Origin of the sequence: Pseudomonas sp. RA_15y_Pfl1_P11 (assembly GCF_963970975.1) — a bacterium.
GTDB lineage: Bacteria > Pseudomonadota > Gammaproteobacteria > Pseudomonadales > Pseudomonadaceae > Aquipseudomonas > Aquipseudomonas tritici.
In genome coordinates this window covers 92,466-118,220 of the sequence record NZ_CAXAOY010000006.1, presented here as the reverse complement: position 1 = coordinate 118,220, position 25,755 = coordinate 92,466, and the positions used below count along the sequence as shown (strand labels likewise).

The window sequence follows — 25,755 nt, the reverse complement described above, 5'->3', positions numbered from 1 at the left end:
ACGGTCAGGCCGACATCATCTTTTTCCACTGCTGGTAGGCGGCGCGCATGCCGGTTTCGGCACTCACATCGGATACCAGGCCGTCTGCACTGGCCTGCTCGCCGGGCAAGCCACGGTTGAGCATGATCCACAGGTCGTCACCGGCGCTGGCGCCCTTCTGTACCCGCTCCCAGGCCTCGGAATCGTCCGGGGTGCCGAAACCCATCGGGCCCTGGAAGTGCTCGTGCAGACGCAGGCGATAACGGTTGGCCACGGCCGGGCCGCCGTCCATGGTGATCACCGAGTGGTGGATTTCGGTTTCGGTCACCGAGATCGGCTGCAATACCCGGAAAAACGCCATCGAGCACGCGACGTTGGGGAACAGGTTGAGGTTGAAGCCGGTACCGCCGACCGCACGCACAATACGGCGTACTTGCTGCTCCTCGATGCCTTCGTCACGCAGCTCGGCTGCCAGCCCTTCGAAACGCTCGGGGATCGGCTTGTAGAGGTCTGCCTCAAGGTCGATCAAGTCGGGAATCATCACCATCACGCTGTGACCGTTGCCCAGGTCCTCGACGTAGCCGGGCCCCTTGACGAAGTCGAACAGCGCCAGGGTTTGCTCGTCCACCGACGACAGGAAGCTCTTATGCACCAACGGGAAGTGGTAGGCGTCGGTGGTGTTTTCCAGCTGGATCTTCCAGTTGCCGGGGAAGCGGAAACGGTGCTCGCCCGGCACCTTGATGCCATAGCCGGCGCCCTGCTTCATGAACAGGTCCATCCATTTCTTCGCTGCGCCGAGATAGTCCTCAAGCGGCTCGATGTCGTCCTTGAAGGTGGCGAAGATCATGCCGGCATAGCTTTCGGTGCGCAGGCTGACCAGCGGCAGTTCGGCCTTGTCGATGCAGTCGCCGTAGCTTTCCGGGTGTGGAATGCCACGCAGCGAGCCATCGAGTGCGTAACCCCAGCCGTGGTACGGGCAGACGAAGCTGTTGGTCTTGCCTTTCTTGTGTTCGCACACGGTGGCGCCACGGTGGCGACAGCGGTTGAGCAACACGTGCACGTCTTTCTTGCGGTCACGCACCACGATCACCGGCTGCTTGCCGATATAGGTGGTCTTGTAGCTGCCGTTGTCGGGGATCTCGCTTTCGTGGGCGACCCAGATCCAGGTGCTGTAGAAAATCTTCTCCAGCTCGGCGTTGAACAATTGTGCGTCGGTGTACATCGAGGTGTGGACGCGGTCTGCCTGCACCAGGTCGGCAGGGTCGACGTCGAGGTTTACAGCGGGAATCAGCTTGCTCATGGGAGTGTCCTCGTCGGCATCAAGTGCGCTGAATAATCAGCTCGCGCCCAACCCGGGCTTCAACCTTGGTGTAGCGCCACAGCTTGTAAGGGCCATCGCCCACCGGGGTGCTACGAAACAGGTTGCACGCGGCATGCACGGTCTCGATGTCCGGCACGTCGGCCAACAGGTAGGTGGTCCAGGGGAAGCCATCGGACGGCCCGACCATGCTCTGGTCGTCATCCATATTGCCCAGCACCTTGACCCCGGCCAGGTCGTGGATACCGTTCCACATTGCACTGAACGCTGCCCACACCTGCAATTGTTCGTCGCGCGGGGCATCGAAAAAATTCTGGTTGATGCCCATGCAGAACAGCACGCGCAAGGTCTTCTTATCGCTCATTTCATTTCCTCGACGGTTAGAGGTAGCCAGGCAAAGGCTGTTTGCCGAAGAACATGGCTCCGGCATTTTGATAGGTGATGTCGCCCATGAAAGCGTGCTGGGTCACCACCTGGGCGTCGTTGACGCAGCGTGCCAGCGGGCTGTCGTTGTACACACCGCTCATGCCCGAGAGCATCTGCGCGGTGCGCGCCACATCGGCAGCGACGCGGGTGGCATGGGTCGACGACAGGCGCAGCAGGTTGGTTGCGGCCACCGGCACCGCATCGCCGGCCAGCACATAATCCCAGGCGCGGTCGATGGACTCGTAGAAGAACGCTCGCGCGGCACGCAACTCGGCTTCCGCCCGCGCAATATCGACCTGGGCCAGGGGCCGGTCGGCAATCGCCGGGGCGCCGGTGACCGAGACGCGCCCGCTGGCCATGTCCGAAAGGGCATCCAGTGCCGCGCGGGCGACGCCAAGGCCGACGACCGAAAGCACTTGGGTGGCGAACGACAGCGACGGGTAACGAAAGAACGGCTCGTCCAGGTTCGGCAGGCCGCCGCGCACGAAGGTCCACTCCTCGCAGACCCGCACGTTTTCCACCACCAGGTCATGGCTGCCGGTGCCGAGCAGGCCGACGGTGTCCCAGGTTTCGTCGATGCGTATCTCACTGCGCGGCATCACGGCAATGCGTGGCAGGCCGAAGGTGTCGCCGCTCTTCGGGGCAATGCCGACGCCGACAATGTCGGCGCCCAGGGAGCCGCTGGAGTATTTCCAACGACCATTGACCACAAAGCCGCCTTCGACCACTTCCGCCGGTTGCGGCGGAAAGATGCCACCGGCGAATACCCGGTCAGGGCCATCGGCATACACCTTGGCGATGCTGTCCAGCGGCAGTGCGGCAAGGTAGACCGGGCTCATGCCGAAGCTGGCAACCCAGCCGGCGGAGCCATCGGCCTGAGCAATACGCTCGATCAACTGGCAGAACTCGGCCGGCGAACACTCCAGGCCACCGAAGCGCTTGGGCACCAGCGCCCGGTAAACGCCGTGCTGTTTGAAGGACTCGATCACATCCCGCGAGATGTGGCGCTGGCGGTCGAATTCACCGGCCCTGGCACGCTCACGCACATCGACAAGCAAGGCGTCGAAGGTCGGGCCACTCGCAAGCGAGCTCACGGTATCAACCGCTGGTTTTTTTAGCGAATGCATACATTTACTCCGTTGTCAGGAACGGTATTGGGCTGAGCAGGAAGGCAATGTCGAGATGGGACGGGAGACGGAACGGAGGCGATGGATCGGCATAGTGGTTACCTTTGTTTTTGTGGGTGCCGTTGGGGTGAATCTGAGCCCGAATACGTGAATTGTCAATTGATTAATCGCGATTAAAAACAACACTAATCACGTAATAACACAGCGATAAACTCATAGGATAAAATGATTAAGTCACTGTATTTATTAATTTAAAATTATTTTTATAGGTGTTTATTTCTTGAGATTCATTCAAATTAAAACTGTGCGATTATCGGCAAATATGAATATTTTTTAGCGTCGTGCTTTTAGCGCAACGGTGAGAACGGCGCCGGTAGGTAAACCGTGGAATGCATCTGCTTGAGCTGCGGCGCCGAATCTTCAGGTGGCCAGGCGCCGTCGACCACGGCGCGTATACCCGGGAATAATCCGCCCTGGTGCAACGCTCTATGGCCTTGCACCAACCGCGCAACGTCGGTGCCAGCCGGCTAAAAGCTAGCCCTCGCCCGCCTCGCGCAAGCTCCGCTCCAGACGCGGCAAGGCTTGAGGCACGGCGCGACTGCCCTTGTCGGGCAGTCGCGGGAGCGTGCAAAACGGGCGGGGGGAGTGAGCGCTATTGGCGAGGCACCGGTAACTCGGCGTCGCTGTTCCAGGCCTCAACCGGGCGACTGAACAGGTTTTCGGTCTGGAAATGCGCAATGCGCCACTGCCCGTCTTCCTCGGCAAAGCGCACGTTCAGGCGCGCGGCGTTAAGGTGGGAGGCGCCGCTGGCGAAGGTGGACGTCTGCAACATCACCCAACTGCCAAGCACGGTATCGTCCTGCACCTCGATCAGCTCGCTGGTGAGGAAGTGCACGTTGAGGGCAAAGTGCGCCGGGGTTTTCATGTAACCGGCGAACATCGCGGCAATCGCTTCGCGTCCACGATAACCACCGAAGCTCTGGGCGTACTTCGCGCCTTTGCCCTCCCACACCGCATCAAGGGTGAACAGACCGGCCAGTTCGTGCAGTGGCGTGCGTGCATCGAGTGCATCACACAGCACCATGTAGCGGTTCATGCAGGCACGGGCGCTGGCTTCGATTTCAAACCGGCGCAGGCGTCGCTCCAGGTCCGCTCGCGGGATGGTCGCGTTCATTTCAGACCTCTCCCCCGGCGTACAGACGCTCGAGTACGCGGCCGGCAATGGCCAGCAGTTGCTCATCGGCGCCCTTGGCCCCCACCAGTTGCAGGCCCACCGGAAGTCCTTCGGCGCTGGCCAGCGGCATGCTCAGCGCCGGGTGTCCCGACAGATTGAACGGGCGCACGAAGGCGGTCATTCCGAGCACTGCCTGGGTGTCAGTTGCCTCGGTCAGGGTCAAGGGGAAGTCCGGCATGGTCGGCAGTACCAGCACATCGACGTGCTGCAAGGCGGCGTCGACTTCGGCCGTGAACTGCGTGCGCACCCGCTCGGCTTCGGCCAGCGCGGCCGCCGTGGTATTGCCGGCGGCGGCCAGGCGCGCAGCGATGTCGGCACCCACCTTGCCGGTTTCCAGCAAGTGACCGCACGCATCGAAGGTTTCGCGGTTGATGACCACCATGCCAGCGTCATAGGCCGCCTTGAGGCTGGGCAGCGTGAGACGTTCACCGGGTAGACGGATCACCGCGATGGCGGCATCAATCACACGCTGTACGGCGGCGCTAGCCTGCACCGTGACGATGCCCAGGCGCGGCGCATCCGGCGGCGCCACTGACGTGAAGCTGGCGTCGATCGCCTGCATCGCCGTGACCAGCATCGGCAGGCTTGCGGCAAACGGACCGACGCAGTCGAGGCTGCTGTGCGCCGGCATGACGCCACGGCGGCTGACCCGCCCGAACGTCGGCTTGAAGCCGAACACCCCACAGCAACACGCCGGGATGCGCACAGAGCCGCCGGTGTCGGTTCCCAGGGAAAAATCCGCCAGCCCAGCCGCCACGGCAGCGGCCGAGCCACTGGAGGAGCCGCCCGGAATACGCCCCGGGAAACGCGGGTTGGGCGCGGTGCCGGTCCAGTGATTGATGCCCGTGGTGCCAAACGCCAGTTCATGCAGGCTGGTCTTCCCCACCAGGCGACAGCCCTTCTCCAGCAGCGCCTGCACCACATCGGCGTGGACCGTGGCAGGTGCGGCATCCTCCAAGGCCTGGCTCGATGCACGAGTGGGCAGGCCAGCCAGATCGATTGTGTCCTTGACCATCACGGTCGGCCCATCGCCACCAAGGAAAAGCTGTTCAATCACCAGGGTCATGTCGGGTTACCTTCACTGTGAAATGCGGAATGGGGGCGCCCGATGCGCCCTTTCCTTTTTTCACACTCACCGAATATTACGTGAATTGTCAACTAAATTTCCCGGTGCAAAGCGGTCTGCTGTCCGGTCAAAAGCCGTGCCGAATTCACGAGAAAAGTCTATGATTGCTCGCCGCCCCCGACATGAGCAGACCATGAGCGCACCCAAAAAACACGCAGGCCGCTACGACCCCGGCAGTGAAGACTTTCACAAAGAGGATTTTCCGTTCTACTGGCTGGCCATGGTGCATGGTCGCTACAGCCAGTACATGGAAAAAGCGCTGAAGAAAATCGGCTTGGATATCCGGCGCTGGCGGGTGCTGTTCATTCTCAAGGAGAACGGCCAGTCGAGCATTTCCGAAATTTCCACCCACGCCATCGCCAAGCTCTCGACCATCACCAAGACGGTGTATCGCATGAAGGAAGACGGCTTGGTGGACACCGCGCCCTGCGAGGACGACGGCCGCGTGACGCAGGTGCGCATCACCGAACAAGGGCGTGAGGCGATTGAACGTATCCAGGTCGCCACGGGTGACGTGTTCAAGCGCAGTTTCACCGGCATGACCGAAGCGCAGATCCAGCGCCTGAACCGCATGCTCGAAACGGTGTTCGACAACCTCGGCGAACCCTAGATCAGCGGCGACACAACCTGTCAGGCATAACCAAATTCCTGGCAGGCTCGAACAAGCAGGCACGCGGGCATCGGTTTTTAATGCAAAGGTCTTTCGAGCGCCCCAGCGCGCGACGAATCCTTCATTGGAGCGCCACCATGCACATTGCCCTGCTGCCCTCAGTCGTTGCCTTCCTGGGTCGCGACCATTCCAACTTCATCAATGGCGCCGCGCACACCAGCGCCTCCCCCCAGCGCATCGGCGTGGTCGATCCCGGAACCGGCGAGACCGTCGCGCAGCTGCGTGACGGTCTCGCCGAGGATGTGAACCTGGCCGTCGACGGCGCCACCGCTGCCTTCAAGGGCGCCTGGGCGCAAGTCACCCCCTACCAGCGCGGCGTGCTGCTCAACCGCCTGGCCGATCTGATAGAGGCCAACGGCGAAGAGCTGGCGCAACTGGAAACCCTGAGTTCCGGCAAATCGATCAACCTGTCGCGGCATATCGAAGTGGGCCAGAGCGCCGTGTTCCTGCGCTACTTCGCCGGCTGGGCGACCAAGATCGGCGGCCAGACAATGACCCCGTCGTTCCCTTCAATGGCGGGTGAGCAGTACAGCGCCTACACCCTGCGCGAGCCGGTGGGCGTGGTGGCGGCCATTGTGCCGTGGAACTTCTCGCTGATGATCGGCGTGTGGAAACTGGGCGCCGCGCTGACCACCGGCTGCACGGTGGTGCTCAAACCCAGCGAATACACACCGCTGTCCCTGCTGCGCCTGGCGGAACTGGCGATCGAGGCGGGAATTGCGCCGGGCGTGATCAACGTGGTAAACGGGCGCGGCCAAGTGGGCCAGCAGTTGATCGAACACCCGGCCGTGCGCAAGGTGTCGTTCACCGGTTCGGTGCCCACCGGCATCGCGGTGGGCAAGGCCGCCATGGCGGCCGACCTGACCCGCGTCACCCTGGAGCTGGGCGGCAAGAATGCCGCCGCGCTGCTGGCCGATGCCAATGTCGATGACGCCGTAGCGCGCTTCGTGCAATCGGCCTATGTGCACCAGGGCCAGGTGTGCGCGGCCCCCGAGCGTTTGTTCGTGCACCGCTCCATCGTCGAGCAGGTGACGCAGAAGATGGCGGCGATGTTGTCGCAGATGGTCATAGGCTCGCCTCTGGATGAACAGGCTCAGTTCGGCCCGCTGTCGAACAAGCCGCACTTCGACAAGATCCTCGGCTTTTTCGACCGTGCCCTGCAGAGCAACCAAGTGATATGCGGTGCGCGTGCCGTGGACCGTTCCGGTTACTACGTGGAACCGACGCTGATCATCGCCAACGGCAAGGACGATCCGCTGCTGCATGAGGAAACCTTCGGCCCGGTGGTATGCGTGCTGGCGTTCGACGATGAAGAAGAACTGGTCACCTTGATGAACGACAGCCCGTTCGGCCTCACAGCCAGTATCTGGACCAACGACTTGTCCAGGGCCTTGCGCCTGATCCCGCGAATCGAGGCGGGGACGGTGTGGGTCAACATGCACACATTTGTCGACCCGAGCGTGCCATTTGGCGGGATGAAGGCGTCGGGCATGGGGCGTGAATTCGGCAGTGCGTTTATCGACGACTACACCGAGCTGAAATCCGTGATCATGCGCTATTGACCACACCGGACCTGTGGCGAGGGAGCTTGCTCCCACGCCGCAACCAGGCTCAGTGCCCGCGGCGCCTATAGCTGCTGGGTGTCAGCCCCGTCTGATTCTTGAACGTCTTGGAAAAATGCGCCGAATCGGCGAAGCCCCAATAGCTGCCGATCTCGGTGATCGAGCGATGTGCGCAAACGGGATCGCGAAGGTCCTGCGCGGCCTTCAACAGCCGCTCACGCAGAATATAGCGGCAGACGCTGTCGCCACTCACCTCAAACAACCTGTAGAGCTGGCGGCTGGAGATGCCCAGCTCTTCGGCCAGCGACGCCGGCGACAGCCGGGGTGAGTCAAGCCGCTGCTGGATGACGGATTGCACTTCATGCAGCTGCCACCCAGGGCAATGGTCGCTCGCACGGTACTCCAACACCGAGGCCAGCAACGCAACCAACGCCCTTTGCAGACCATCACCATCCTGCGGGCAAGACCACTGAGCCAGCTTACCCGCAGCGACCTGCCGTACCAGCGTGCCGAGCAGTTGGCCACAGCCCCCCGTGGTCGACAGCTTGCCGAAGCGGCTACGGTCCAGCCCCTTGAGCAACTCACACGGCAACGGGATCGACACATGGGCGAACAACCCTTTGGGGGTCATTTTCACCGCGCCGGAAAAGTCCAGCAAAGCCAAGTCACCTGCGTGAAGGTCAAGCACCTTGTCGCCCAGCTCAATGACCATCGAGCCCTGCTGCTGCAATACAAGAAAACACCGGGCCGATGAGCTGCGCCCGCTTGAGCGAGCGGCCTTGGCAATCACACTGGCATTGCTGCGAATGTGGGCGACCGCCGTGGTGCCCACCAGCGTCTGTTGCATTTCCCCGATGAAAAGGCTCTGGCAATGGTCATAGCGCGTGTCGAAACGACCGCAGGTCGCGCGCACACATTCGTTCCAGGTCGACAATGCTTGACCACGCATGGGTATTCCCCCTCTTCACTCGCTCACAATCCGGACATCACGGCGGTACCCGAAGCCCGGATGCGCTGGAACGCCAACTGGGCTCTCAACACCGCCGCGCCATAGATGGCCAGCACCGCCACCGAACAGGCACCCGAGAACACCAACACCGCCGAGTAGCCGAATGCCTCGATCAGAAAACCACCGATGGCCGGCCCGAATGCCGCACCGAGGGACAGGCACAGCGCGCCCAGCGCGACAAGCTTGCCCGACAGGTCGAACTCAGCCATGACGCCGAAGGTGTAAGCCAGCACGAAGCCGATCGAAAAGAGAAAGCAAATAACGCCTACGACGTAGGTCGTCAGGGAAGAAAACTGCGACAGTGCCACCAGGCCCAGTAACTCGGCGAGGATAACCACAGCCACCGGCATGAAGCGCCCCACCTTCAGGCCGATCGCCGACGCGATGAAGCCGCCGCCGGCATTGATCAAGAAACCCAGCGCCAGCACCATGCCGATGGTGTCGGAGGCCAGGCCGGTCTTTTTCCCCATAAGCTCCAGGAATGCCCACACCGACATGATGCCGGTCAGGAAAATCAGGCTGGCCACCAGGCTCAACCATACGATGATGCGACTCTCGGCGGTCGCAATCCGCCCGGCGTTCCCGGGCACCTCCAGCTGTCGCTCGCTACGGCGCGGTACCCAGGGCAGCGGCAGGATGCCCATCACCGCCATGGCAATGGCGATGGTGATCAGCATGCCTTCAAAGCCCCACACCGGCGCCACCGCCACGGGTAGCACGATGAGCAGGAAGGCGCCCGGCACGGTCTCGATACCCAGCTTGAAACCAAACGCACGCTCAGGCTGCGAACTGTCACCGAAGATCGTCATCGCCAAGGCATACAAGGCGCCTGTCCCGGCGCCCGCCAGAGCCATGATCGCCAACAGCGCTTCATAGCTAGGATCTCGCAGCACAAACAAGATCGCGCCCACCACCAGCGCTGACGAGAGTGCCGAAATGACCCGCCAACTGAGCCGGTGAATCCACAGCAGGGACGCCAGCCCGAACGCGCCAAACCCCAGGTTCATGGCCATGGCCAAGTTGCCCAGTTGGTGCTCGCCGAGCCCGAAACGCTCGGCAAACGCGCCAAACAGAACGGGCAGCACGTTCAATAACAAGGCACCTGCACCCGAAACCAAGCCTGCACACACATAGACAGAGGTCTTATCGATCGAATTTATTTTTGTAGTTTTCATCCAGGTATCCCGGTTTTTTTAAACAGAAGCTCACGCTTACTTAACGACGGCAGTCACCGCGCTAGCGCGGGCAGGCGTGCGAAGGGTCACGCAATAAGCGACCAGCGAGCCCAGCCCGCAACACCCCACCACCCAACACATCGGCCAGGCGCTGCCATCAGCCAAATGACTGACCCACAGGCTGGCCAACGCCCCAGTGGCAAATTGCACCGAAATTCCCAGCGCCACGCTCGCGCCGGCCTGGCGTGGAAACAGCATCATCAGGCTGGCCATGCAATTGGCGCCGATCAAACCGGTCACGCCCATGTACAGCACCATGCAACACACGATGCTCGCCAGCCCACCCCATTCGGTATACCCGACCAGCATCAGCGCCAGCCCTGCCCCGCTCACCAGCACCGCACCGACGCCGAGCATGCGTTGCGGCCCAAAACGACCCACCCAACGCGCGTTGATGAAGGTCACCAGGATGATGCCGAGGATGTTCAGGGCGAACAAAGCGCTGAACACCCGGGGCGAGACACCGAAATACACGACGTACACAAAAGGCGAAGCCGTGATAAAGGCGAACATGCCGCCAAACCCCAGGGACATGCACAGGATCAGCGCCATCGCCCTGGGTTGCCGGGCGATGGTCAGGTACGCCGCGAAGGCCGCCCCAACGGACGCCCCGCGATCCTGTACCGGCAGGCTTTCCTTCAGGGTCAGGGCCACCAGCAACAGGCACAGGCTGGACAGGATGAACAAGGTGGCAAAGATCGTGCGCCAACCCTGGATCAGCACCAGCCAGGTCCCGATCATCGGCGCGACCAGTGTCGCCATCATCGTCAGCACGTGCATCCACGACAGCACTTTGGCTGCCTCCGCCAGGCCTACCCTGTCCCGGGCGACGGCGCGTGCCAGCACCAGCGCGCCCGCGCCACCCAACGCCTGGAAGAAGCGCCAGGCAATCAGTTGCTCGACGCTACCGGCAAACAGGCAACCCAGGGTCGCAGTCGCGTACAGCACCAGACTGCCGAGCAGCAACGGGCGCCGGCCATAGCGGTCGGACAGCGGGCCGTAGCACAGCATGCCCAGGCACAGCCCGGCGAGAAACGCGCTGATGGTGTGCTGCACCTGCGCGGTGCTGGTCGACAAGTCATCGGCGATTTGCGGAAAACTGGGCAGGTAAGTATCAATCGAAAACGGCCCAAAGGCCGTCAGGGATGAGAGCAATACAATCAGACGTGCCCGCGGTTTCATCGGCCGGGAATCGCGAGGCTGTCAAGAAATGCGATGACCAGCCGGTTGAACGTCTCGCCCTGGTCGTCGTGCACATAGTGGCTGGCGTCCGCGACTTCGGCCGTGCGCACGTGCGCATTGCTGTCGCGCATGGCTTGCAGCGTCGCCGCCGGCAAAAAGTCCGAGCGCATACCGCGAATGAACAATGTCGGACAATCCAGCGCGCGTACCGCCGGCCACAGATCGGTAGGCTCAATGCTCAGGCGCGCCTCGGCGATGCCTTGTTGATCGTGGCGCCAGGTGATCGCGCCCGCGCTGTCCTTCATCGAGTGCGCCAGCCGCGACGTCAGGCCCTGCGCCGACAAGCCAGGACGCGACGCCTGCCAGAACGCACGGGCGGCGTCCCAATTGTCGAAACGCAACGGGGTCTGGTTCATCTCGCGACGAATGCGCGCAGCACCGTCGCCCTGGCTGGAGGAACCAGGCCCGATGTCTTCGATGATCAGGCCAATCAAGCGCCCCGGCTGCTGCCGTGCGTATTCCAATGCGTTGGCGCCCCCCAGCGAGTGGCCCAGCAACACGAACCGCTGCAAGCCGACATAGGCGACAAAGTCCTGCAGGTCTTCCACATAGGACTGCGTGTGATAACTGGCGGCCGGTGCCCAGTCACTCAGCCCGCGTCCGCGCTGGTCCAGGGCATAGATGCAATAGCCATCGCCCAGCGCTTCTACCAGCGACTCCCAGGTCTGGGCGTAAGCGCGCAAACCATGCAGCAGCACCAGCGGCACGCCGCCCGGCTTGCCCCAGCGTAGAAAATGCAGACGCAAGCCTGCGCGATTGGTGAAAAAAATGCTGTCTGGGGACATTGCCTGGTTCCGCCGCTCAGTAAAGGAGAAACACCGTTTTTCTGGGACTGTTGCGGTGCATGTGACCTAGAAACGATCAAACCGATAAGGGCTCGGGTCGATGATCGGGGTATGCCCGCTGACGATATCGGCGGCCAAGTGGCCCGCCGCCGGCGAGGTGCCGAAGCCGTGCCCGGAGAAACCGGTGGCCACGGTCAGGCCGGGGATTTGCGCGACCGGACCAATCACCGGATTAGAATCCGGGGTGACGTCGATCGTGCCGGCCCAGGCCTGGGCAATCCTGGCGTGTTCGAACACCGGCCAGGCCGCCTTTAGGTTGTTCATCGCATCGTTATTGAGCCGCGGGTTGACCGCCGGGTCCTGTACGCGCACGCGTTCGAACGGGCTGACACTGTCGGCCGACCAACGTCGCGAAAGCACCAGGTCATTGAAGAAATACGTGCCCAGTGACACGTTCAATACGCTGCGCTGCGCGCGAAACTGCGGCATGTATTGCCTGGCCAGCAACAGGTGATCGAGGGTCAGGAAAGCATCCAGTTTACCGCGCTGGGTGATGATGAAGCCGCCGTCCGTGTGCTTGCGAAACGAAAAGTCCGGCGCGCCCACGGCAATCTCGGTGGGGCCCTGCATCGGATGGGTGCGCAACACCGAACAGGTCAGGGCCAGGGTCGGCAACGATACGCCGAGGTTGCCCAGGAAGCGTCGCGACCACATGCCGCCAGCCAGTAACACCTGGTCGCAGCGGATCTCGCCTTTTTCAGTGACCACGCCGCTGACTTTGCCAGCGGACATCTGCAGCGTACGCACTGCACACTGCTCGATGATCACCACGCCCAGGGCCATGGCGGCCTTGGCGATCGCGCTGCTGGCCAGGGTCGGTTCGGCGCGCGCGTCGGAGGGTGTGTAGATGCCGCCGGCCCACTCACCGGCGCCGCCCGGCACTTTTTGTGCGATTTCGCGGTTGCTCAGCAGCCGAGAATCCAGTGACAGGTGCTCGACCGATTTGAGCCAACCTTCATGCATCGCCATTTGCGCCTCGTTGCGGGCGACGAACATGATGCCTTCCTGGCGATAACCCACATCCGCACCGACGCGATCGGGCATTTGCGCCCATAAGCGGTCAGCGGCCAGGGCCAGCGGAATATCGTGGGCGTGACGACTGGTCTTGCGTACCCAGCCCAGGTTGCGTGAGGACTGCTCGCCGGCGATACGGCCTTTTTCCAGGACCACCACCGGGATATTGCGTTCGGCCAGTGTCAGTGCGGCAGTCAAGCCAATGATGCCGCCGCCGATGATGACGACGGCGGTCGTGGAGGGAAATTCGGTGGACGTATTCACGGGCGCAATAGTCGGGGCCATGATCAAGACTCGCAAAACAATAGAGGTCGGCCGCGCGAGGACGCGGCCGCATAACGGGTCACTGCGACAGGCGAATCACTTCGACCTGGGCCTTGGAGGCGTTGCGATACGCCGTCACTTCCAGCTCCACCTTGTATACCGTCGAACCCAGCGGCGGGCAGGTGACGGTACTGGCCGGGTCGACACCACGGAACTTCTCGCCGATCAGGCCCATCACCGCTGGCACGTCCTTGGGGTCCTGGATAAATACCCGCGAGCACACCACATCGGCCAGGCTTGCATCGACGGCGGCCAGCGCGGTTTCGATGTTGGCGAACACCTGATGCGTCTGCTCAAGGATGTCCTCCGGGATCAGTTTCGTCTGCGGGTGGCGCCCGGCGGTATTGGACACATAGATCCAGTTGTCCACCACCACCAGGCGCGAATAGCTGGCCTGGTCTTCAAAGGGTGAGCCGGTCTTTAGCTTGATGATTTTGGTCATGTCGTAAGTCTCGTCAGTGGGTTAAAGGATGGCTTAGCGCAGGACGGGGGTTTCCCACAGGTTAAGCTTCACGCCGATGCCTTTTTCCACGGCATTGCGATACACCACGGTGCCCCAGGCCACGTCTTCCACAGGCATGCCGCCCACCGACATGATGATGATCTCTTCATCATTGCTACGGCCCTGGGCATCACCGGCGACGATCTTGCCAATGTCTTCGAGCTCTTCGGGCTGCATCGTGCCTTCGGCGATCATGTCCATGAACCGCACACCGATGACCGGCACGCAGTGGTGCGCAGGCTTGGGCAATTCTTCGAACCAGGCTTCGTAGAGGCCGGTGTTGTCCAGCACCTTGCGCACGTCGGCGCGCTCCATCCCCTCGTCCAACGAGCAGGATGCCGGCATGGCCATGAAACAACCCGGCTTGACCCACTCGCGCTTCACAATTGGGTAGTTTGAGGGGTCACCTGTCTCACCGGAGCTACAATAAGTAACAAGGTCGGAACCACGGACCACCTCTTCGAGGCTGTCGACCACGGTGATCGTGGTCACCTGTGGGTAGGTGTCTTTCACCCAGCCAATAAAATCATTCAGGCTTTTCTCGCCACGACCCTTGATCTTCAAGGTATCGATATGCGGGCAAACGGCGATGAAAGCGGCGAGCGTGGTCTTGCCCATCACGCCAGGGCCGAGCAGGCCGACCACTTTCGAGTCCTTGCGGGCCAAGTGCCGTGCGCCCACGCCGGGGATCGCACCGGTGCGATACGCCGACAGCAGGTTGGCAGACATATGCGCCAACGGTGCGCCGGTGTCGGGGTCGTTGAGGGTGAACATCAGGATCGAACGTGGCAGGCCTTTTTCGCGGTTGGCGATATTGGAGCCGTACCATTTGACGCCTGCGGTGCAGAAGCTGCCGCCCAGGTAGGCCGGCATTGCCATCATGCGGCGGTCAGCGGTGGGCTTGGGCATGTTCGGGAAAGGCGAATCCTTCGGAAACACCACCATCGCGCCGTGAGAATCGTTGTTTGGTCCGGCCATGCGGTAGTCACCGCTATAGAGCAGGCCGAACATCTCCTCCATGGTATTCACACAGGCAAGCATGTCGGTTACGCCTGCGCGGATCATGTCCTGCTCGGACAGATAGATGAAGTCAATTTTTGTGGTAGTGGACATTATTATTCTCGACGGAAGATGAAGTCGCTGCGGTAGGCGCTGCTCCCACGCTATCGAGGTCGAGTATCAGTGAGTGTTTCAGGGCGGTATTGTAAATTTCGGACATCAAGGTTCGTCTCCGTCCGCAGAGTTGGCGCGATAAATGCGTGAATATTCCCGCATATCCCACGCCAAGGTCCGGCCATGCCCAACCTGTGTTCACCGCCGCTGCGGCAAACCGCTTACGAACAACCCTGGTTCGTACTCAACTCTTCACGGTATTCGGTAATGCCCTCCGAGCACCCGGCGATTTCGCATTTCTACGCCTTCGATGTCGCTCACTCGGCGGATCTGCTGGCGGTGCCGGACGGCTGCGTGGATATCGTGTTCGACTGTGACGCCACGCGCCCAAGTGTGAGGATTTGTGGTACCCCGCTGGAGGCGCAGCAGGTCGAACTGCTGCAGGGTCATCATTACTTCGGCGTGCGCTTTGCGCCGGGGGTTATCCCAGGTTTCATCAACGTTGTGGCCGAGGACCTGACCGAACAGGAATGGGATCTGCTGGAAGTGTCTACGTTTGCCCAGCGCATTTTCGAAAGCATCGTCCAGGCCCCGCAGTTGCAGGAGCAGATAAAGCTGTTCAGCGATTACCTGGCCCCGCGCCTCATCGGCCGAAGCTCCAAACTCACGACCATGGTCATCCAACAGGCGCTTGCGCATCGCGGTGACCTGCGTATCCAGCAACTGGAAGAACTCAGCGGGTACACCAGCCGCACGATTCATCGCCAGTTCAGCCAGGACACCGGCCTGTCGCCCAAGACGTTCTGCCGGATCATTCGCTGCCAGGCGGCGCTGGAAACCCTGAACACCCGGCACGATGTGTCGTTCTCAGACCTGGCCCTGGACCTGGGCTTTTCCGATCAGTCGCATTTCCTGCGCGACTTCAAGAAGCTGGTCAGTACGACGCCCTGCGATTACCAGCGCAAAATGCTGCAGAGCGCCTACGCCGAGCGCATCCGCTTCGCCTGAGTGCCCTCCCCCCGTTCAGCGAAAAATTAATTCCCCTCTCCATCATTTCTCCATAAAACCTTCGCCGAACGTGCATGCTTGCGGTGCATCATTCAATCCGTTGCTGAAAAGCAGTGCACCCACCGAGCAGACCATGACTGAACCACTCCTTGCATCGCCCTCCAACCAGGCGCTGGTGCTGATCGCCGAAGACGAGCCGGAAATCGCCGACATCCTCACGGCCTACCTCAAGCGTGCAGGTTTTCGTACCGCCCATGCGCAGGATGGGCGTCGTGCGCTCGAACTGCATCAACTGCTCAAGCCAGACCTGGTGCTGCTCGATGTGATGATGCCCAAGCTGGATGGCTGGATGGTGCTGGCGGAGTTGCGTCATCGCGGTATCACGCCGGTGATCATGCTGACTGCACACGACCAGGACATGGACAAACTCATGGGCCTGCGCATTGGTGCGGACGACTACATCGTCAAACCCTTCAACCCGGCAGAAGTCATCGCCAGGATCCAGGCCGTGCTGCGCCGCTGCAGCGATCAAGGCCGTGGCGCCGACCACCGGGTGCTGCGCGTCGACGCCTTTGAAATCGACATCGACAGCCATGAGGTGAACGTACACATCGGCACGCAAAAATTGCCGCTGCACCTGACGGTGACCGAATTCAAGTTGCTCGCACAGCTGGCCAAGGCGCCACGCCGCGTGTTCAGCCGTGCCGAACTGCTGGTGCTCTGCTCGCCGGAGAGCGACAGCCTGGAGCGAACCGTCGACAGCCATATCAGCAAGTTGCGTCGCAAGATCGAAGACCTTGGCCTGCATGGCGTACCGGCCAGCATCCGTGGCGTCGGCTACCGGTTTGGGAGCCAGGCATGAAAGTCGCCAACAGTTTGAGCCGGCAGATTATCGTGTCGATGTCGGCCGTGGTGATGTGCGTGATCGCGCTTGCGCTGGTCGGCTCCTACATCTTCTATGCATTGCTCTGGACCTTTTCGCCGCCGACGGAGTTGGAGATGCAGTCGGATGAGTGGCTGCCCAGCAGCGTGGAATGGGTGTGGATGGGCTTGATTACCTGCGTCAGCCTGGGCGTCGGCGTGGCGGTGGCCGTCAAATTGTCCAAACGTATTCTGACACCGCTCAACTCGGTCGCCGTGAGCCTGCGCAGCCTGGCCGACGGTGACCTGGATGCCCGCGCCGTGGCGCCTGATCTTTCCCTGGGCGAAGCTGCCCTGTTGGTGGATGACTTCAATAGCATGGCGAACCGACTCAAACGCATGGCCGAGGAACAAGCCTTCTGGAATGCCGCGATTGCCCATGAACTGCGCACCCCGCTGACCATCCTGCGCGGTCGTTTGCAGGGGCTGGCCGAGGGTGTATTCGAACCGGACACCGCGCAGTTCTACAGCCTTCTGGGCCAGGTCGAAGGCTTGACCCGCCTGGTCGAAGACCTTCGCGTGGTCGGCATGGGCGACAACGGCCACCTGGAATTGGCGCTCAAGGAGGTGGAGCTGGCCGATGCACTGGAGGCTGAAGCGCGCTTGTTCGAGCCCAGCCTGAACAGCGCCGGTTTTGCGCTGCAATTAAACCTGCGCAAGGGCCCGGTGTACTGCGACCCCGATCGCATCTGCCAGGCTTTGCTCGCGCTGCTGGACAATATTCGCCAGCACGCCACACCGGGCACCGTCAGCATTGAACTGGGCGGTGACGAGCGAGGCCACTTCCTGAGGGTCGCGGATGAGGGCCCAGGGGTCGACGCAGCATTCGCCACACACATTTTCGATGCGTTTCAGCGTGGCGAAAGCTCACGCTCGCGTGCCCAAGGCGGCAGTGGGCTGGGCCTGGCCGTGGTGCGGGCAATTGCCCTCGCCCATGGCGGCGCAGTGACCTGTCGAACAGCGATAAACAGCGGCACGGTGTTTGAACTGAGTTTGCCATGCGGCGCCTTGTTTACTACTCAAGCCTGACAATCAATCAACAATTAATACCCTCTAAGGTGATGGCATGCGTCTCTCTATTGGCCTGTTCAAGAGAGCAATAAAATATCGCCACTTTGCCTTACTGGACATACACGGACGTTGCGTTGCTTTCATGAGTTGCGAAGGGATTCCTGCCAAGGGTGAATGGGTGGAAGTCAACGAAGTCAATCTCGCCTGGCTCAGCCAAACGCTGCCAGGCCAGGAGCGCCGGGGCCTCGAATAGCCGCATCGCCTGCCGCCTGTCTCTGATGTTTAACATTATTACGTGGATAACTGTTATGCCGACACAGCCTTCAGTTCGGAACACTATCGACCTTAAACAAGTGGAAGCGTCACTGACGCTCTACACGTTTAAATTGAGAAAGTTGCAACGTTTCTGGATTCCCCTGCAGAAGTACGCGCCGCAGTGTGTATTGGCGTTGTGGCTGATCGGCGTGTGCGTGTCTTTAGTGACGCTGTCGTATTACCACTGGCTGGTCATCGCCCCCGCTATTTGTCTGTTGATCACCGTGGAAATCATTATCGAAGAAGTACAGATCGATCTTTTATTGATGACCGATGAAGCGCGATATCTGCTCGATGTCACCCGTGGCCTCTATCAGCGCACTACGCGCGCCGCAGGCGCCCCATGCAGCCCGTAACGCCGCCGATTCTGCTCGAAGAGAGTAAAAAACTGGGTCAGCAATCCGCCAGCCAGACCCTCAAGGCGATCGCCAAAGCCTATCCCGGCAAACTGTTCGGCACCTTGTCGCTGGTCGCGTTGGAGAATGCTTTGCTGCTGGCCTACCCGTTGTTCGCCGGGTTTTCCGTCGACTCGATCATCCGTGGCGATGTCGGCAGTGCCGTGTGGTACGCCGCCGTAGTCCTCGGTTTCTGGGTGGTCGGCGCGGCTCGCCGGGCCCTGGATACGCGCACGTTCACGCGCATCTATGCCGACCTCGCGGTGCCGGTGATTCTCAACCAGCGCCTGCAACGTCACAGCACCTCCAGGGCGGCGGCGCGAGTGGTACTGGCGCGGGATTTCGTCGATTTTTTCGAAAAGCATGTGCCCACCATCGCCACTGCGCTGGTGTCGGTTGTCGGCGCGGCGGGCATGCTGTTGGTGATCGAGCCCTGGGTCGGCCTGGCCTGCCTGCTCGCACTGCTGCTGTGCGTTACCCTTATGCCGGGCTTCGCGCGGCGCAACCAGCGCTTGCATGAGCGCTTGAACAACCGCCTGGAAAAGGAAATCGGTCTGGTGGAAAAAGTCGGCGCCAACACCCTGCGCCGTCACTACCACGTGCTGTCGCGATTGCGAATCGGGCTGTCCGACCGCGAGGCCGTCGCCTTCCTGTCCATTGGCTTGCTGGCGGCGCTGCTGTTCGTGGTTGCCATCAGCCAACTGGCCTTGGCGCCGCAGGTAAAGGCCGGGCATATCTATGCAGTGATGACCTACTTGTGGACCTTCGTCAGTTGCCTGGATGAAGCGCCGTCGACGATCGACCAACTGGCGCGGCTCAAGGATATCGGCAAGCGCGTGGACCCGGGGCTGGCTTAAAGCCTTGGCAGATGGGCGATGCACGTTGCACCCCTGTGTGTTTCCTTGCGTCATCCTGGCAACGTTGAAGATCTTCCCGCATTGGCGCGCGCTTTGTCGTGTCAGTACGACGCTCGGCGCGTTTCGGACGGCGATTCGCCGAACAACTCACGGTAATGCGTGGCGAAATGGCTCAGGTGAAAAAAACCCATCGCCACGGCAATCTCACCGATGTTTTTCTCGCTCGCAGGGGTTGCGATCAACTGTCGCCTGACGGCGTTGAGGCGCAAATTGCGCAGGTACTCGACCGGTCGCATATCGGTGACGGCCTGGAAACTATTTTGCAGGGTCCTGCGACTGACGTGCAGCTGCTCACACAGATCAAGAATGCTCAACGGCGTATCGCCGCTGGCAATGATCAATTCCTGGCTGCGCCGGACCAGGTAGGCACTGACGGCGAAATTGCCACGTCGGCAACGCACCTCGTCGCTGGCGTGGCTGAACAGATCGAGGAACGCGCCAAGCAATTCATCTTCCAGCATCTTTTCCGAGGCCGGGTTTATAGCGCCTGCATGTTCCAAAAAGTGACGAAACAGCGGGTGGATGCGCTGGCGAATGCGCAACAGTAACGTTTCATCCACGCTGAGCGCAGACACGCTGGTCAAGCGTTTGAGCTGGTCGTTGGAGAGTTCGAAGGCGGCCAGTTTGGCAAAGCGCACGGCATCGACATTGAGTGCGAAAAAGTGCGTGCCTTGCGGCGCATGCAACACGAACTCTTCGCCGTCACGCAACAGCACCACGCTTTGCGCGCTCACCTGCTGGCCTTGAACCACCGGCGGGCTGCCCAGTGACATGGCCGCACACAAGCGACCCTTGGGCGAGCGGCCATGCTGCACCACACGTTTATCCAGCACCTCCTGGAATATCTGGAAACGATCGCCGGACAACTGCCACAGTTCGCTGGTCAGGCAACCGCGACCGAGCTGGTCATAGACCTGCTGCCAACCCTGGATCGAGCCGGCGTGCTGTTGAGAGTCATTGAAGGTACGGACTTCGGCGAGCATATGCGTGATTCCTCGGCGGCCAGATTGTTTTTTTTGGCCTGAAGGCGGGCTCAGTCATCCATAACAGTCGCTGGCGATTGCGCAGGCACGAGGCCTGTGCGGAAATCCAAAGCCAGTTCCGTGCCAAGCATGCGCAAACGATAAGCGCCCGGTTGTATACCCAGCGGTGCCAGCAACGCACCGGACAACACGACCTGCCCGACGCCTACGGGATGACCGTCCGCGAGCAGACGCCGCACCAGCCAGCACAGGTTGAACAGAGGGCTGTCTTCGCGCGCCTGGGTATCACCGCTGCCGAGCAATGCGCCCTCATGCTCCAGGCGATACGCCACGCAAGCATGCCGCACCGCATCGAACGGCACGCGCGGCCCGACACAGTAAAGCCCTGCGGCGGCGTTATCGGCCAGGAACGCGCCAAGCCCGAAAGCCCAGCCCTGCCAGCGGCAGTCGGCGATTTCGAAGGCCGGGGCCACCTCGGCAATTGCCGCCAGAATCTCCTCGTCACGGTAATCGCCTGGCGCCAGGGGCCGCCCGAACACCAGCGCCAGTTCAACCTCCAGCTTGGGCTGGATCAGCCGCGCGAACGACACCGTGCTGCCCGGCTCGACTGCCATGGCCGACGTGAGCGCGCCATACACTGGTTCATCAAGGCCAAAACGCGCCTGCGCCGCCCGGCCGGCAAAGGCCACCTTCCAACCGCTCAGGCGCTCACCACCTGCCAGGCGCTGTGCCAGGCCCTGGCGCAACAGCGTGTAACCTTGCTGCTTGTCCAGCGCCTCGGGCGGCAACGGTGCAATGGCGCGCGCGCTATGCCCGGCCTCGTGCAGTTGAACGAGCAACTCGTCAGCGCCACTCATGACAGTTGCTCCGCCAGCTTGCGCAGCACGCCGTCAAGCCGCTCAGGCGTGGTGATGGCGGCGACGAAGCGGTCCGGACGCACTACAACGATGCAGTCACGCACCTTGGAGAACCATTCGCCCAGGCGGTTATCCACGTCCTCCACACTCAATGCATCATTGGCTGTCAAGGGCTGGTTACGCCCAACGCCGCTGCGCGAACGATTGACCTGGATGAAACGTGTATCCCAGCGCGTCCAATACTCGGCCATCGCCTCACTGAGATGCTCACGCGGGTTCACGCGATAACCCAGCACGGCATAACCATTGCCGAGCACCTCGTCCAGGCGCCGACGCTGGCCCTGGTCGTCTTCGATATTCGGCTGGATGAACAACTGCCCGACCAGATCATCCTCACGCAACTCGGCCCGCTCGTGATACACCAGCCCCTTGGTGATGGTGGCCTTGGGTTTGAACTTGAATTCCAGCAAGTGCGAGCGCAGGTTATCCACGCTGTTGACCGCCTGGAACAGCCAGTCGCGTACGCCGGCCATCAGCGGGTTAGTCAAGCCGAGGACCGCACCCATGTTGTCGGCCAGCGCCACCAGTTCGGTCGCGTGACCACGCCGCTCCTGGTCGTAGGTAGCGAGGATCGACGGCGCCGCGCGGCCCTGGATGATCGCTGCCAGTTTCCAGGCCACGTTGGCCACGTCGCGCAGGCCCGAGTTGAGACCCTGCCCGGCCCACGGCGGGGAGATATGCGCGGCGTCGCCCACCAGTGCCACACGCCCTTCGACAAAGCGCGCGGCGACCCGCGAGTGGTGGGTATAGGCTCGGATGCGGATGACGTTGAGGTTGTTCACGGCATCGCCGATATGCCCGTGTATCAGTTTGCGAATCGTCGCCTCTTCGCACATTTTCGCTTCGTCCTCGCCCTCCATCAGCATGAATTCCCAGCGTCGCTGCTGGTAAGGCAGGTAGATGCACACGAAGGGCCGCTGCGGGTCGGCATGCAGCGCTGTGTAAGGCGCATCAAGTGTGTCGTTGGCGGTGTCGACCACCACCCACTTGCGCGGATGGGTCAGCCCGAGCAGTTCGATGCCGAGCTTTTTGCGCACGGTGGAGCGTCCGCCGTCGGCACCGATCACATAGTCAGCCTGGAGCTGGTAGATCTCGCCGTCGGCATCGCGCACCTGCAGGGTCACACCCTCGGCATCCTGATCGAGTTCCAGCAATTCGTGGCCCTGACGCAACTCAACGCTGGCATGCTGGCCGAGGTGTTCACGCAGGGTACCTTCGAGCAACTGCTGCATGAAGATATTGCGCATCGGCCAGCCGTAATGCGCAGTGCTTGGCTTGACCTCGGCGAAGCACACGCCGCGCGCATTGTAATAGCGCAGCGGTACGTCGCAGATCATGTCGCGCACCGCCAGCTCGGCGATGCCGATGCCCTGCAGCACACGCAACGCCTCATCGTCCATGCCTACTGCACGGGGATAAGGCAGGATGCCGTCGGCCAGCTCAAGGACGACGCAGTCGACACCGTACATTCCCATAGAGTGCCCGGCCGTAATGCCGTTGGGGCCCCCGCCCACGATGACAACTTGGGTCTTCTCCTGCTTCATCGCTATTCACCGCTTTTCTTGTTGTGGTTTGAGTCCAGCACCGCTTGATCCTGCGCGTTTATCAGTGCAGACCGTCAAGGCCTTTTACGTCTTCGGCTTTCAGCCCGCCCAACCGCGCATGCAGGCGTCCGCGTGTAGCGAAGGCCCAGATCACGACGATCTCATCCGGCGAAGGGCCGTCGCCGAAGGTCACCGAGAAACTGTCGTAGTGCGAACGCACGTACAGGGCGTCCTTGTGCGCCAGCGGCACGTCGATGGTCGAACCTGGGCCACCTCGCTTGCCGGTGGACGGCACCCACGACTGGCCACCGCCCAGGGCGACGCGAATCGGATCGGCGGCCGGGTTGGTCAGAAACGCATTACCGTGCTCGTACTCGCCTGCGCTGCCCACCAGAATGGCCTTGCCGTAACTTTCAATCTGACGCGAGCCGGCCAGGGCCTGGATACGTCGGCCGAATTCTTCGCCCAACAGCGGGGACGGCTCGATCAATTGCGAAAGGTCTTCGCTGTAGCGGCCGGCATACGGGTTGGCGATCACCGCAGCGATGGCGTATTTGAACACCGGTTCGCCATCGGCCAACTGGCCGGTTTCATTGGCCAGCGTCTCTTCAACGAAGCTGTACCACTTGCGGATGTGATAGCTGGCGAAATTTGTGGTTTTCATCGGGTCTGCCTCTGTTCAAAGGGGGTCGAGTGGGTCAAGCGTGATGTTGCGACTCGGCGCACCGGCGGCCTTGAAGCGGGCCTTGCCGCACGCGTCGTCATGCTCGGTTTCGAGAAAAAATTCCATGCGATTGCAATCGGGATCGTTGAAATACAGGCCGTTGCCGATTTCATGATCGGTAATTTTCACCACCTCGACGCCCTTCTTCAGCAGCATGCCGTAGAGCTGGCGCAAGGTGGTCATGTCACCGGCGATTTCCAATCCGTAGTGCTGCAGCCCCAGCCCGCCCTGGTGGGCGCCGGGTTCTGCGCGAAGCAACGCGATGTCGTGATGCTTGGTGCCAAACGCCATCATCACCCAGCTCTCGCCACGGGCACTTTCGTGCATGCCCAGAATGTCGGCGTACCAGCGTGCCGACACATCAGGATCACTCACCCAGAGCGATAAGTGAGTTCGAAGGATTTCGACTTTCATCACTGTTTACCTCAGTTTTTCTTGACGATGGATTGATGCCCGGCCTTGATTTGCGCCACGGCAGGCGTCCACAGCACATCGGCGATCTCGCTGAATTCGCGCCAGTGCTTCTGCCAGCCATCACCGCCGTTGTCGGACGTAAACAAGTGCCCATACTTGGTCCCCGCCACAATCTGGCGCGGGTTGGCCGGGTTAAAGGCAATCGCCCAGACGCAGGAATTGGGTTGCTGCGGCAACGGCAGCACGTTCCAGCTGAGTGCAGCATCACGGGAGACGAGGATCTTGCTGGTGGTGCCCGGTGTACCATCGGAAATGCTCAGGTACAGCTCGTCCTGCGTGCCCAGCGGCGCATTCATGGCGCGCAAGTAGTAAAGGCCGAAGGCTTCGCGACCGACAATGCCGGTCCAGGTCAGACCCTCGTCCAGGCTGCGGTAGACCGCATTCACGCAGACCACCACGATGACTTTTTCGCCGTGATTGGGCAGTACCACAATGTTGTGGATGTCCGAGTTGTAGTCCCACAGCAGCCGGTCGTCGACACGGGTCCAACTGTCGCCGCCGTCACGGGAATGGAACAACCCGCCCTCCTCCAGGCCGAACCACAGCTGCTTGCGGTCGGTAGGGTCATAGGCGAAGGCCAGCAGGCGCGGACGACTGACACCGTCGCAGAACTCGGGAATTTCCACCGGGGCGCGATCCCAGCTCAGGCCGCCGTCCAGGGTGCGCCACAACACGGCACGCGAAGGCGCGCCGGTGCCGACGAAAATCCGTTGTGCATCCTGCGGATCAACCGCAACTTTCCACACGGTCTGCCCGTTGAAAGGCGAATCGATGCGCTGCCAATGCCCACCGGTATCGTGGCTCACACACAAGCCCACATCGGTACCGGCATAGATCCGCTCGGGCGTGTCGGGGTGCAGGCTCAAGGATCGGGTGATCGCATCGAACTCCAGGTCCTGCCCCAGGCCAAGGCGATGCCAGGTCTTGCCATCGTCGGCGCTGCGGATCACCGCTTGCCCGACGGTGGCGACCAAAAGGGTTCCACTACTCATCTGTGATACTCCTCAGATATAGATGCCACGGGTCAAACCGCCGTCGATGCCGATGGATTCACCGGTCACCGCAGCAGCTTTCGGCGAAGCCAGGAAGCCAATCAGCCAGCCCATTTCAATCGGTGCGAGGGTACGGCGAATCGGCGTCGCGTCGATGTAGGCCTGCTCGACCTGCTCGGCGGTCTTGCCCTGCTTGACTGCTTCGCGCTCGTACAGCTCCTGGATATGCGGGGTATCGACGACGCCGGGGTGAATCAGGTTGACCGTGATGCCTGAAGGGCCGAGCTGGTCGGACAGGGTCTTGGTCATGTGCGCGATCGCCAGGTTGCGCATGCCCGAGAGCACTTTGCTGCTGCGCCCGGTGAGGCCGCCGATGTTGATGATGCGACCGAAACCGCCCGCCTTCATGTGCGGGGTCACGGCCTTGGCGCACCGGAAGTAGCCGATCACCTTGGTGTTGAGGTCCGACAGCAGTTCATCATCGCCGGCGTGTTCGATGTCATTGCGCACCACACCCGACGGCGCTGCGGCACCGTTGACCAGGATGTCGATACGGCCGAAGTGCTTGTGCGCCGCCTCGACCATCTCCGACACGGCCTTCATGTCATTGGTGTCACAGAACAGCGGCAGTACTTCATTGCCGGTCTGTGCGCTGATCTCTTCGGCCGCCAGTTGCAGGAACGCCATGCGCCGCGCGCAGATCACCACCTTGCAGCCTTCCTCGGAGAGAAAACGTGCGACTTCCTTGCCGATGCCCATACCGCCGCCGGTGACGATGGCCACGCGGCCTTTCAATTCCAGATCCATAGCAATTACCTCGTGTGATTA

General features: G+C 61.5%; 27 protein-coding genes and 1 pseudogene. 8 read left to right on the top strand and 20 right to left on the bottom strand.

The window, feature by feature from the left end; genetic code table 11:
* Positions 1 to 4: 4 nt before the first annotated feature.
* From AACY44_RS09625 to AACY44_RS09600, 6 genes and pseudogenes are all read right to left on the bottom strand, one after another.
* Positions 5 to 1,279 carry an aromatic ring-hydroxylating oxygenase subunit alpha gene (locus AACY44_RS09625; RefSeq protein WP_339530142.1) on the bottom strand — a complete coding sequence of 425 codons (1,275 nt, stop codon included), beginning with the start codon at positions 1,277 to 1,279 and terminating at the stop codon, positions 5 to 7.
* Positions 1,280 to 1,298: 19 nt separating this feature from the next.
* On the bottom strand, positions 1,299 to 1,661 hold the full coding sequence (locus AACY44_RS09620) for a hypothetical protein (RefSeq protein ID WP_017528258.1): 363 nt from the start codon (positions 1,659 to 1,661) through the stop codon (positions 1,299 to 1,301).
* Between the two features lie 16 nt (positions 1,662 to 1,677).
* On the bottom strand, positions 1,678 to 2,850 hold the full coding sequence (iacA, locus tag AACY44_RS09615) for an indole-3-acetate monooxygenase (RefSeq protein WP_339457104.1): 1,173 nt from the start codon (positions 2,848 to 2,850) through the stop codon (positions 1,678 to 1,680).
* 347 nt (positions 2,851 to 3,197) lie between these two features.
* Positions 3,198 to 3,388: pseudogene (locus AACY44_RS09610) on the bottom strand (NIPSNAP family protein); the annotation flags it as partial.
* A gap of 114 nt (positions 3,389 to 3,502) precedes the next feature.
* Complete coding sequence (locus tag AACY44_RS09605; protein WP_339530139.1) at positions 3,503 to 4,024, bottom strand: nuclear transport factor 2 family protein; 522 nt, start codon at positions 4,022 to 4,024, stop codon at positions 3,503 to 3,505.
* Between the two features lies 1 nt (position 4,025).
* On the bottom strand, positions 4,026 to 5,150 hold the full coding sequence (locus AACY44_RS09600) for an amidase (RefSeq protein ID WP_339457100.1): 1,125 nt from the start codon (positions 5,148 to 5,150) through the stop codon (positions 4,026 to 4,028).
* A 193-nt stretch (positions 5,151 to 5,343) separates the two neighbouring features.
* Between AACY44_RS09600 and AACY44_RS09595 the strand changes: the two genes are divergently transcribed.
* Both AACY44_RS09595 and AACY44_RS09590 read left to right on the top strand, forming a co-directional pair.
* A complete protein-coding gene (locus AACY44_RS09595) occupies positions 5,344 to 5,820 on the top strand; it encodes a MarR family winged helix-turn-helix transcriptional regulator (protein ID WP_339530137.1) in 477 nt (158 codons plus the stop codon).
* Between the two features lie 137 nt (positions 5,821 to 5,957).
* Positions 5,958 to 7,442: an aldehyde dehydrogenase family protein gene (locus AACY44_RS09590; RefSeq protein WP_339457097.1), complete on the top strand. Its 1,485-nt coding sequence runs from the start codon at positions 5,958 to 5,960 to the stop codon at positions 7,440 to 7,442.
* Between the two features lie 49 nt (positions 7,443 to 7,491).
* Here AACY44_RS09590 and feaR read toward each other — a convergent pair whose 3' ends face one another.
* From feaR to AACY44_RS09555, 7 genes are all read right to left on the bottom strand, one after another.
* A complete protein-coding gene (gene feaR, locus AACY44_RS09585; protein ID WP_339457095.1) occupies positions 7,492 to 8,391 on the bottom strand; it encodes a transcriptional regulator FeaR in 900 nt (299 codons plus the stop codon).
* Positions 8,392 to 8,414: 23 nt separating this feature from the next.
* Positions 8,415 to 9,536, bottom strand: coding sequence for an MFS transporter (locus AACY44_RS09580; protein ID WP_339457125.1), 1,122 nt, complete (start codon positions 9,534 to 9,536; stop codon positions 8,415 to 8,417).
* 126 nt (positions 9,537 to 9,662) lie between these two features.
* Entirely contained in the window at positions 9,663 to 10,868 is a 1,206-nt protein-coding gene (locus tag AACY44_RS09575; protein WP_339457093.1) for a Bcr/CflA family multidrug efflux MFS transporter, read from the bottom strand.
* Positions 10,865 to 11,713, bottom strand: a complete 849-nt coding sequence (locus AACY44_RS09570) for an alpha/beta fold hydrolase (RefSeq protein ID WP_339457092.1) — start codon at positions 11,711 to 11,713, stop codon at positions 10,865 to 10,867. Before AACY44_RS09570 ends, AACY44_RS09575 begins: the two co-directional genes overlap by 4 nt.
* A 66-nt stretch (positions 11,714 to 11,779) precedes the next feature.
* A complete protein-coding gene (locus tag AACY44_RS09565; protein WP_339457090.1) occupies positions 11,780 to 13,072 on the bottom strand; it encodes an NAD(P)/FAD-dependent oxidoreductase in 1,293 nt (430 codons plus the stop codon).
* A 58-nt stretch (positions 13,073 to 13,130) separates the two neighbouring features.
* A complete protein-coding gene (locus AACY44_RS09560; protein ID WP_339457089.1) occupies positions 13,131 to 13,553 on the bottom strand; it encodes a RidA family protein in 423 nt (140 codons plus the stop codon).
* Between the two features lie 33 nt (positions 13,554 to 13,586).
* Positions 13,587 to 14,726, bottom strand: coding sequence for a tyramine oxidase subunit B (locus AACY44_RS09555; protein ID WP_339457088.1), 1,140 nt, complete (start codon positions 14,724 to 14,726; stop codon positions 13,587 to 13,589).
* Positions 14,727 to 14,909: 183 nt separating this feature from the next.
* Between AACY44_RS09555 and AACY44_RS09550 the strand changes: the two genes are divergently transcribed.
* From AACY44_RS09550 to AACY44_RS09525, 6 genes are all read left to right on the top strand, one after another.
* Positions 14,910 to 15,734 carry an AraC family transcriptional regulator gene (locus tag AACY44_RS09550; protein WP_339457087.1) on the top strand — a complete coding sequence of 275 codons (825 nt, stop codon included), beginning with the start codon at positions 14,910 to 14,912 and terminating at the stop codon, positions 15,732 to 15,734.
* Between the two features lie 133 nt (positions 15,735 to 15,867).
* On the top strand, positions 15,868 to 16,596 hold the full coding sequence (locus AACY44_RS09545; RefSeq protein WP_339457085.1) for a response regulator: 729 nt from the start codon (positions 15,868 to 15,870) through the stop codon (positions 16,594 to 16,596).
* Entirely contained in the window at positions 16,593 to 17,684 is a 1,092-nt protein-coding gene (locus tag AACY44_RS09540) for an ATP-binding protein (protein ID WP_339457083.1), read from the top strand. The genes AACY44_RS09545 and AACY44_RS09540 overlap by 4 nt, the downstream gene beginning before the upstream one ends.
* 37 nt (positions 17,685 to 17,721) lie before the next feature.
* Entirely contained in the window at positions 17,722 to 17,919 is a 198-nt protein-coding gene (locus AACY44_RS09535) for a hypothetical protein (RefSeq protein WP_339530134.1), read from the top strand.
* Between the two features lie 55 nt (positions 17,920 to 17,974).
* A complete protein-coding gene (locus AACY44_RS09530; RefSeq protein WP_339457080.1) occupies positions 17,975 to 18,337 on the top strand; it encodes a hypothetical protein in 363 nt (120 codons plus the stop codon).
* Positions 18,325 to 19,233, top strand: a complete 909-nt coding sequence (locus tag AACY44_RS09525; protein WP_339457079.1) for an ABC transporter six-transmembrane domain-containing protein — start codon at positions 18,325 to 18,327, stop codon at positions 19,231 to 19,233. Before AACY44_RS09530 ends, AACY44_RS09525 begins: the two co-directional genes overlap by 13 nt.
* A 101-nt stretch (positions 19,234 to 19,334) precedes the next feature.
* Here AACY44_RS09525 and AACY44_RS09520 read toward each other — a convergent pair whose 3' ends face one another.
* The 7 genes from AACY44_RS09520 to AACY44_RS09490 form a co-directional block, all read right to left on the bottom strand.
* Positions 19,335 to 20,276 (bottom strand): helix-turn-helix domain-containing protein, encoded by a 942-nt coding sequence (locus tag AACY44_RS09520; RefSeq protein WP_339457078.1) that lies wholly within the window; start codon positions 20,274 to 20,276, stop codon positions 19,335 to 19,337.
* 50 nt (positions 20,277 to 20,326) lie between these two features.
* Entirely contained in the window at positions 20,327 to 21,133 is an 807-nt protein-coding gene (locus AACY44_RS09515) for a 2-keto-4-pentenoate hydratase (protein WP_339469906.1), read from the bottom strand.
* Complete coding sequence (locus tag AACY44_RS09510) at positions 21,130 to 22,737, bottom strand: bifunctional 3-(3-hydroxy-phenyl)propionate/3-hydroxycinnamic acid hydroxylase (RefSeq protein ID WP_339530131.1); 1,608 nt, start codon at positions 22,735 to 22,737, stop codon at positions 21,130 to 21,132. The genes AACY44_RS09515 and AACY44_RS09510 overlap by 4 nt, the downstream gene beginning before the upstream one ends.
* A 61-nt stretch (positions 22,738 to 22,798) precedes the next feature.
* A complete protein-coding gene (locus AACY44_RS09505; RefSeq protein ID WP_339530129.1) occupies positions 22,799 to 23,401 on the bottom strand; it encodes an amino acid synthesis family protein in 603 nt (200 codons plus the stop codon).
* Positions 23,402 to 23,416: 15 nt separating this feature from the next.
* A complete protein-coding gene (locus tag AACY44_RS09500; RefSeq protein WP_339457073.1) occupies positions 23,417 to 23,875 on the bottom strand; it encodes a VOC family protein in 459 nt (152 codons plus the stop codon).
* An 11-nt stretch (positions 23,876 to 23,886) separates the two neighbouring features.
* Complete coding sequence (locus tag AACY44_RS09495) at positions 23,887 to 24,927, bottom strand: VPS10 domain-containing protein (RefSeq protein ID WP_339469909.1); 1,041 nt, start codon at positions 24,925 to 24,927, stop codon at positions 23,887 to 23,889.
* A 12-nt stretch (positions 24,928 to 24,939) separates the two neighbouring features.
* Positions 24,940 to 25,734 (bottom strand): SDR family NAD(P)-dependent oxidoreductase, encoded by a 795-nt coding sequence (locus tag AACY44_RS09490; RefSeq protein WP_167655331.1) that lies wholly within the window; start codon positions 25,732 to 25,734, stop codon positions 24,940 to 24,942.
* Positions 25,735 to 25,755 lie beyond the last annotated feature (21 nt).

Excerpts from the sequence above, each read along its gene's own strand:
- AACY44_RS09500 (WP_339457073.1), bottom strand. The coding sequence starts at position 23,875 with ATGAAAGTCGAAATCCTTCGAACTCACTTATCGCTCTGGGTGAGTGAT.
- AACY44_RS09570 (WP_339457092.1), bottom strand. The coding sequence starts at position 11,713 with ATGTCCCCAGACAGCATTTTTTTCACCAATCGCGCAGGCTTGCGTCTG.
- AACY44_RS09625 (WP_339530142.1), bottom strand. The coding sequence starts at position 1,279 with ATGAGCAAGCTGATTCCCGCTGTAAACCTCGACGTCGACCCTGCCGAC.
- AACY44_RS09550 (WP_339457087.1), top strand. The coding sequence starts at position 14,910 with ATGCCCAACCTGTGTTCACCGCCGCTGCGGCAAACCGCTTACGAACAA.
- AACY44_RS09535 (WP_339530134.1), top strand. The coding sequence starts at position 17,722 with ATGCGTCTCTCTATTGGCCTGTTCAAGAGAGCAATAAAATATCGCCAC.
- AACY44_RS09590 (WP_339457097.1), top strand. The coding sequence starts at position 5,958 with ATGCACATTGCCCTGCTGCCCTCAGTCGTTGCCTTCCTGGGTCGCGAC.
- AACY44_RS09510 (WP_339530131.1), bottom strand. The coding sequence starts at position 22,737 with ATGAAGCAGGAGAAGACCCAAGTTGTCATCGTGGGCGGGGGCCCCAAC.
- AACY44_RS09620 (WP_017528258.1), bottom strand. The coding sequence starts at position 1,661 with ATGAGCGATAAGAAGACCTTGCGCGTGCTGTTCTGCATGGGCATCAAC.
- AACY44_RS09540 (WP_339457083.1), top strand. The coding sequence starts at position 16,593 with ATGAAAGTCGCCAACAGTTTGAGCCGGCAGATTATCGTGTCGATGTCG.
- iacA (WP_339457104.1), bottom strand. The coding sequence starts at position 2,850 with ATGCATTCGCTAAAAAAACCAGCGGTTGATACCGTGAGCTCGCTTGCG.
- AACY44_RS09490 (WP_167655331.1), bottom strand. The coding sequence starts at position 25,734 with ATGGATCTGGAATTGAAAGGCCGCGTGGCCATCGTCACCGGCGGCGGT.
- AACY44_RS09595 (WP_339530137.1), top strand. The coding sequence starts at position 5,344 with ATGAGCGCACCCAAAAAACACGCAGGCCGCTACGACCCCGGCAGTGAA.
- AACY44_RS09515 (WP_339469906.1), bottom strand. The coding sequence starts at position 21,133 with ATGAGTGGCGCTGACGAGTTGCTCGTTCAACTGCACGAGGCCGGGCAT.
- AACY44_RS09505 (WP_339530129.1), bottom strand. The coding sequence starts at position 23,401 with ATGAAAACCACAAATTTCGCCAGCTATCACATCCGCAAGTGGTACAGC.
- feaR (WP_339457095.1), bottom strand. The coding sequence starts at position 8,391 with ATGCGTGGTCAAGCATTGTCGACCTGGAACGAATGTGTGCGCGCGACC.
- AACY44_RS09560 (WP_339457089.1), bottom strand. The coding sequence starts at position 13,553 with ATGACCAAAATCATCAAGCTAAAGACCGGCTCACCCTTTGAAGACCAG.
- AACY44_RS09575 (WP_339457093.1), bottom strand. The coding sequence starts at position 10,868 with ATGAAACCGCGGGCACGTCTGATTGTATTGCTCTCATCCCTGACGGCC.
- AACY44_RS09545 (WP_339457085.1), top strand. The coding sequence starts at position 15,868 with ATGACTGAACCACTCCTTGCATCGCCCTCCAACCAGGCGCTGGTGCTG.
- AACY44_RS09600 (WP_339457100.1), bottom strand. The coding sequence starts at position 5,150 with ATGACCCTGGTGATTGAACAGCTTTTCCTTGGTGGCGATGGGCCGACC.
- AACY44_RS09555 (WP_339457088.1), bottom strand. The coding sequence starts at position 14,726 with ATGTCCACTACCACAAAAATTGACTTCATCTATCTGTCCGAGCAGGAC.
- AACY44_RS09530 (WP_339457080.1), top strand. The coding sequence starts at position 17,975 with ATGCCGACACAGCCTTCAGTTCGGAACACTATCGACCTTAAACAAGTG.
- AACY44_RS09495 (WP_339469909.1), bottom strand. The coding sequence starts at position 24,927 with ATGAGTAGTGGAACCCTTTTGGTCGCCACCGTCGGGCAAGCGGTGATC.
- AACY44_RS09525 (WP_339457079.1), top strand. The coding sequence starts at position 18,325 with ATGCAGCCCGTAACGCCGCCGATTCTGCTCGAAGAGAGTAAAAAACTG.
- AACY44_RS09605 (WP_339530139.1), bottom strand. The coding sequence starts at position 4,024 with ATGAACGCGACCATCCCGCGAGCGGACCTGGAGCGACGCCTGCGCCGG.
- AACY44_RS09565 (WP_339457090.1), bottom strand. The coding sequence starts at position 13,072 with ATGGCCCCGACTATTGCGCCCGTGAATACGTCCACCGAATTTCCCTCC.
- AACY44_RS09520 (WP_339457078.1), bottom strand. The coding sequence starts at position 20,276 with ATGCTCGCCGAAGTCCGTACCTTCAATGACTCTCAACAGCACGCCGGC.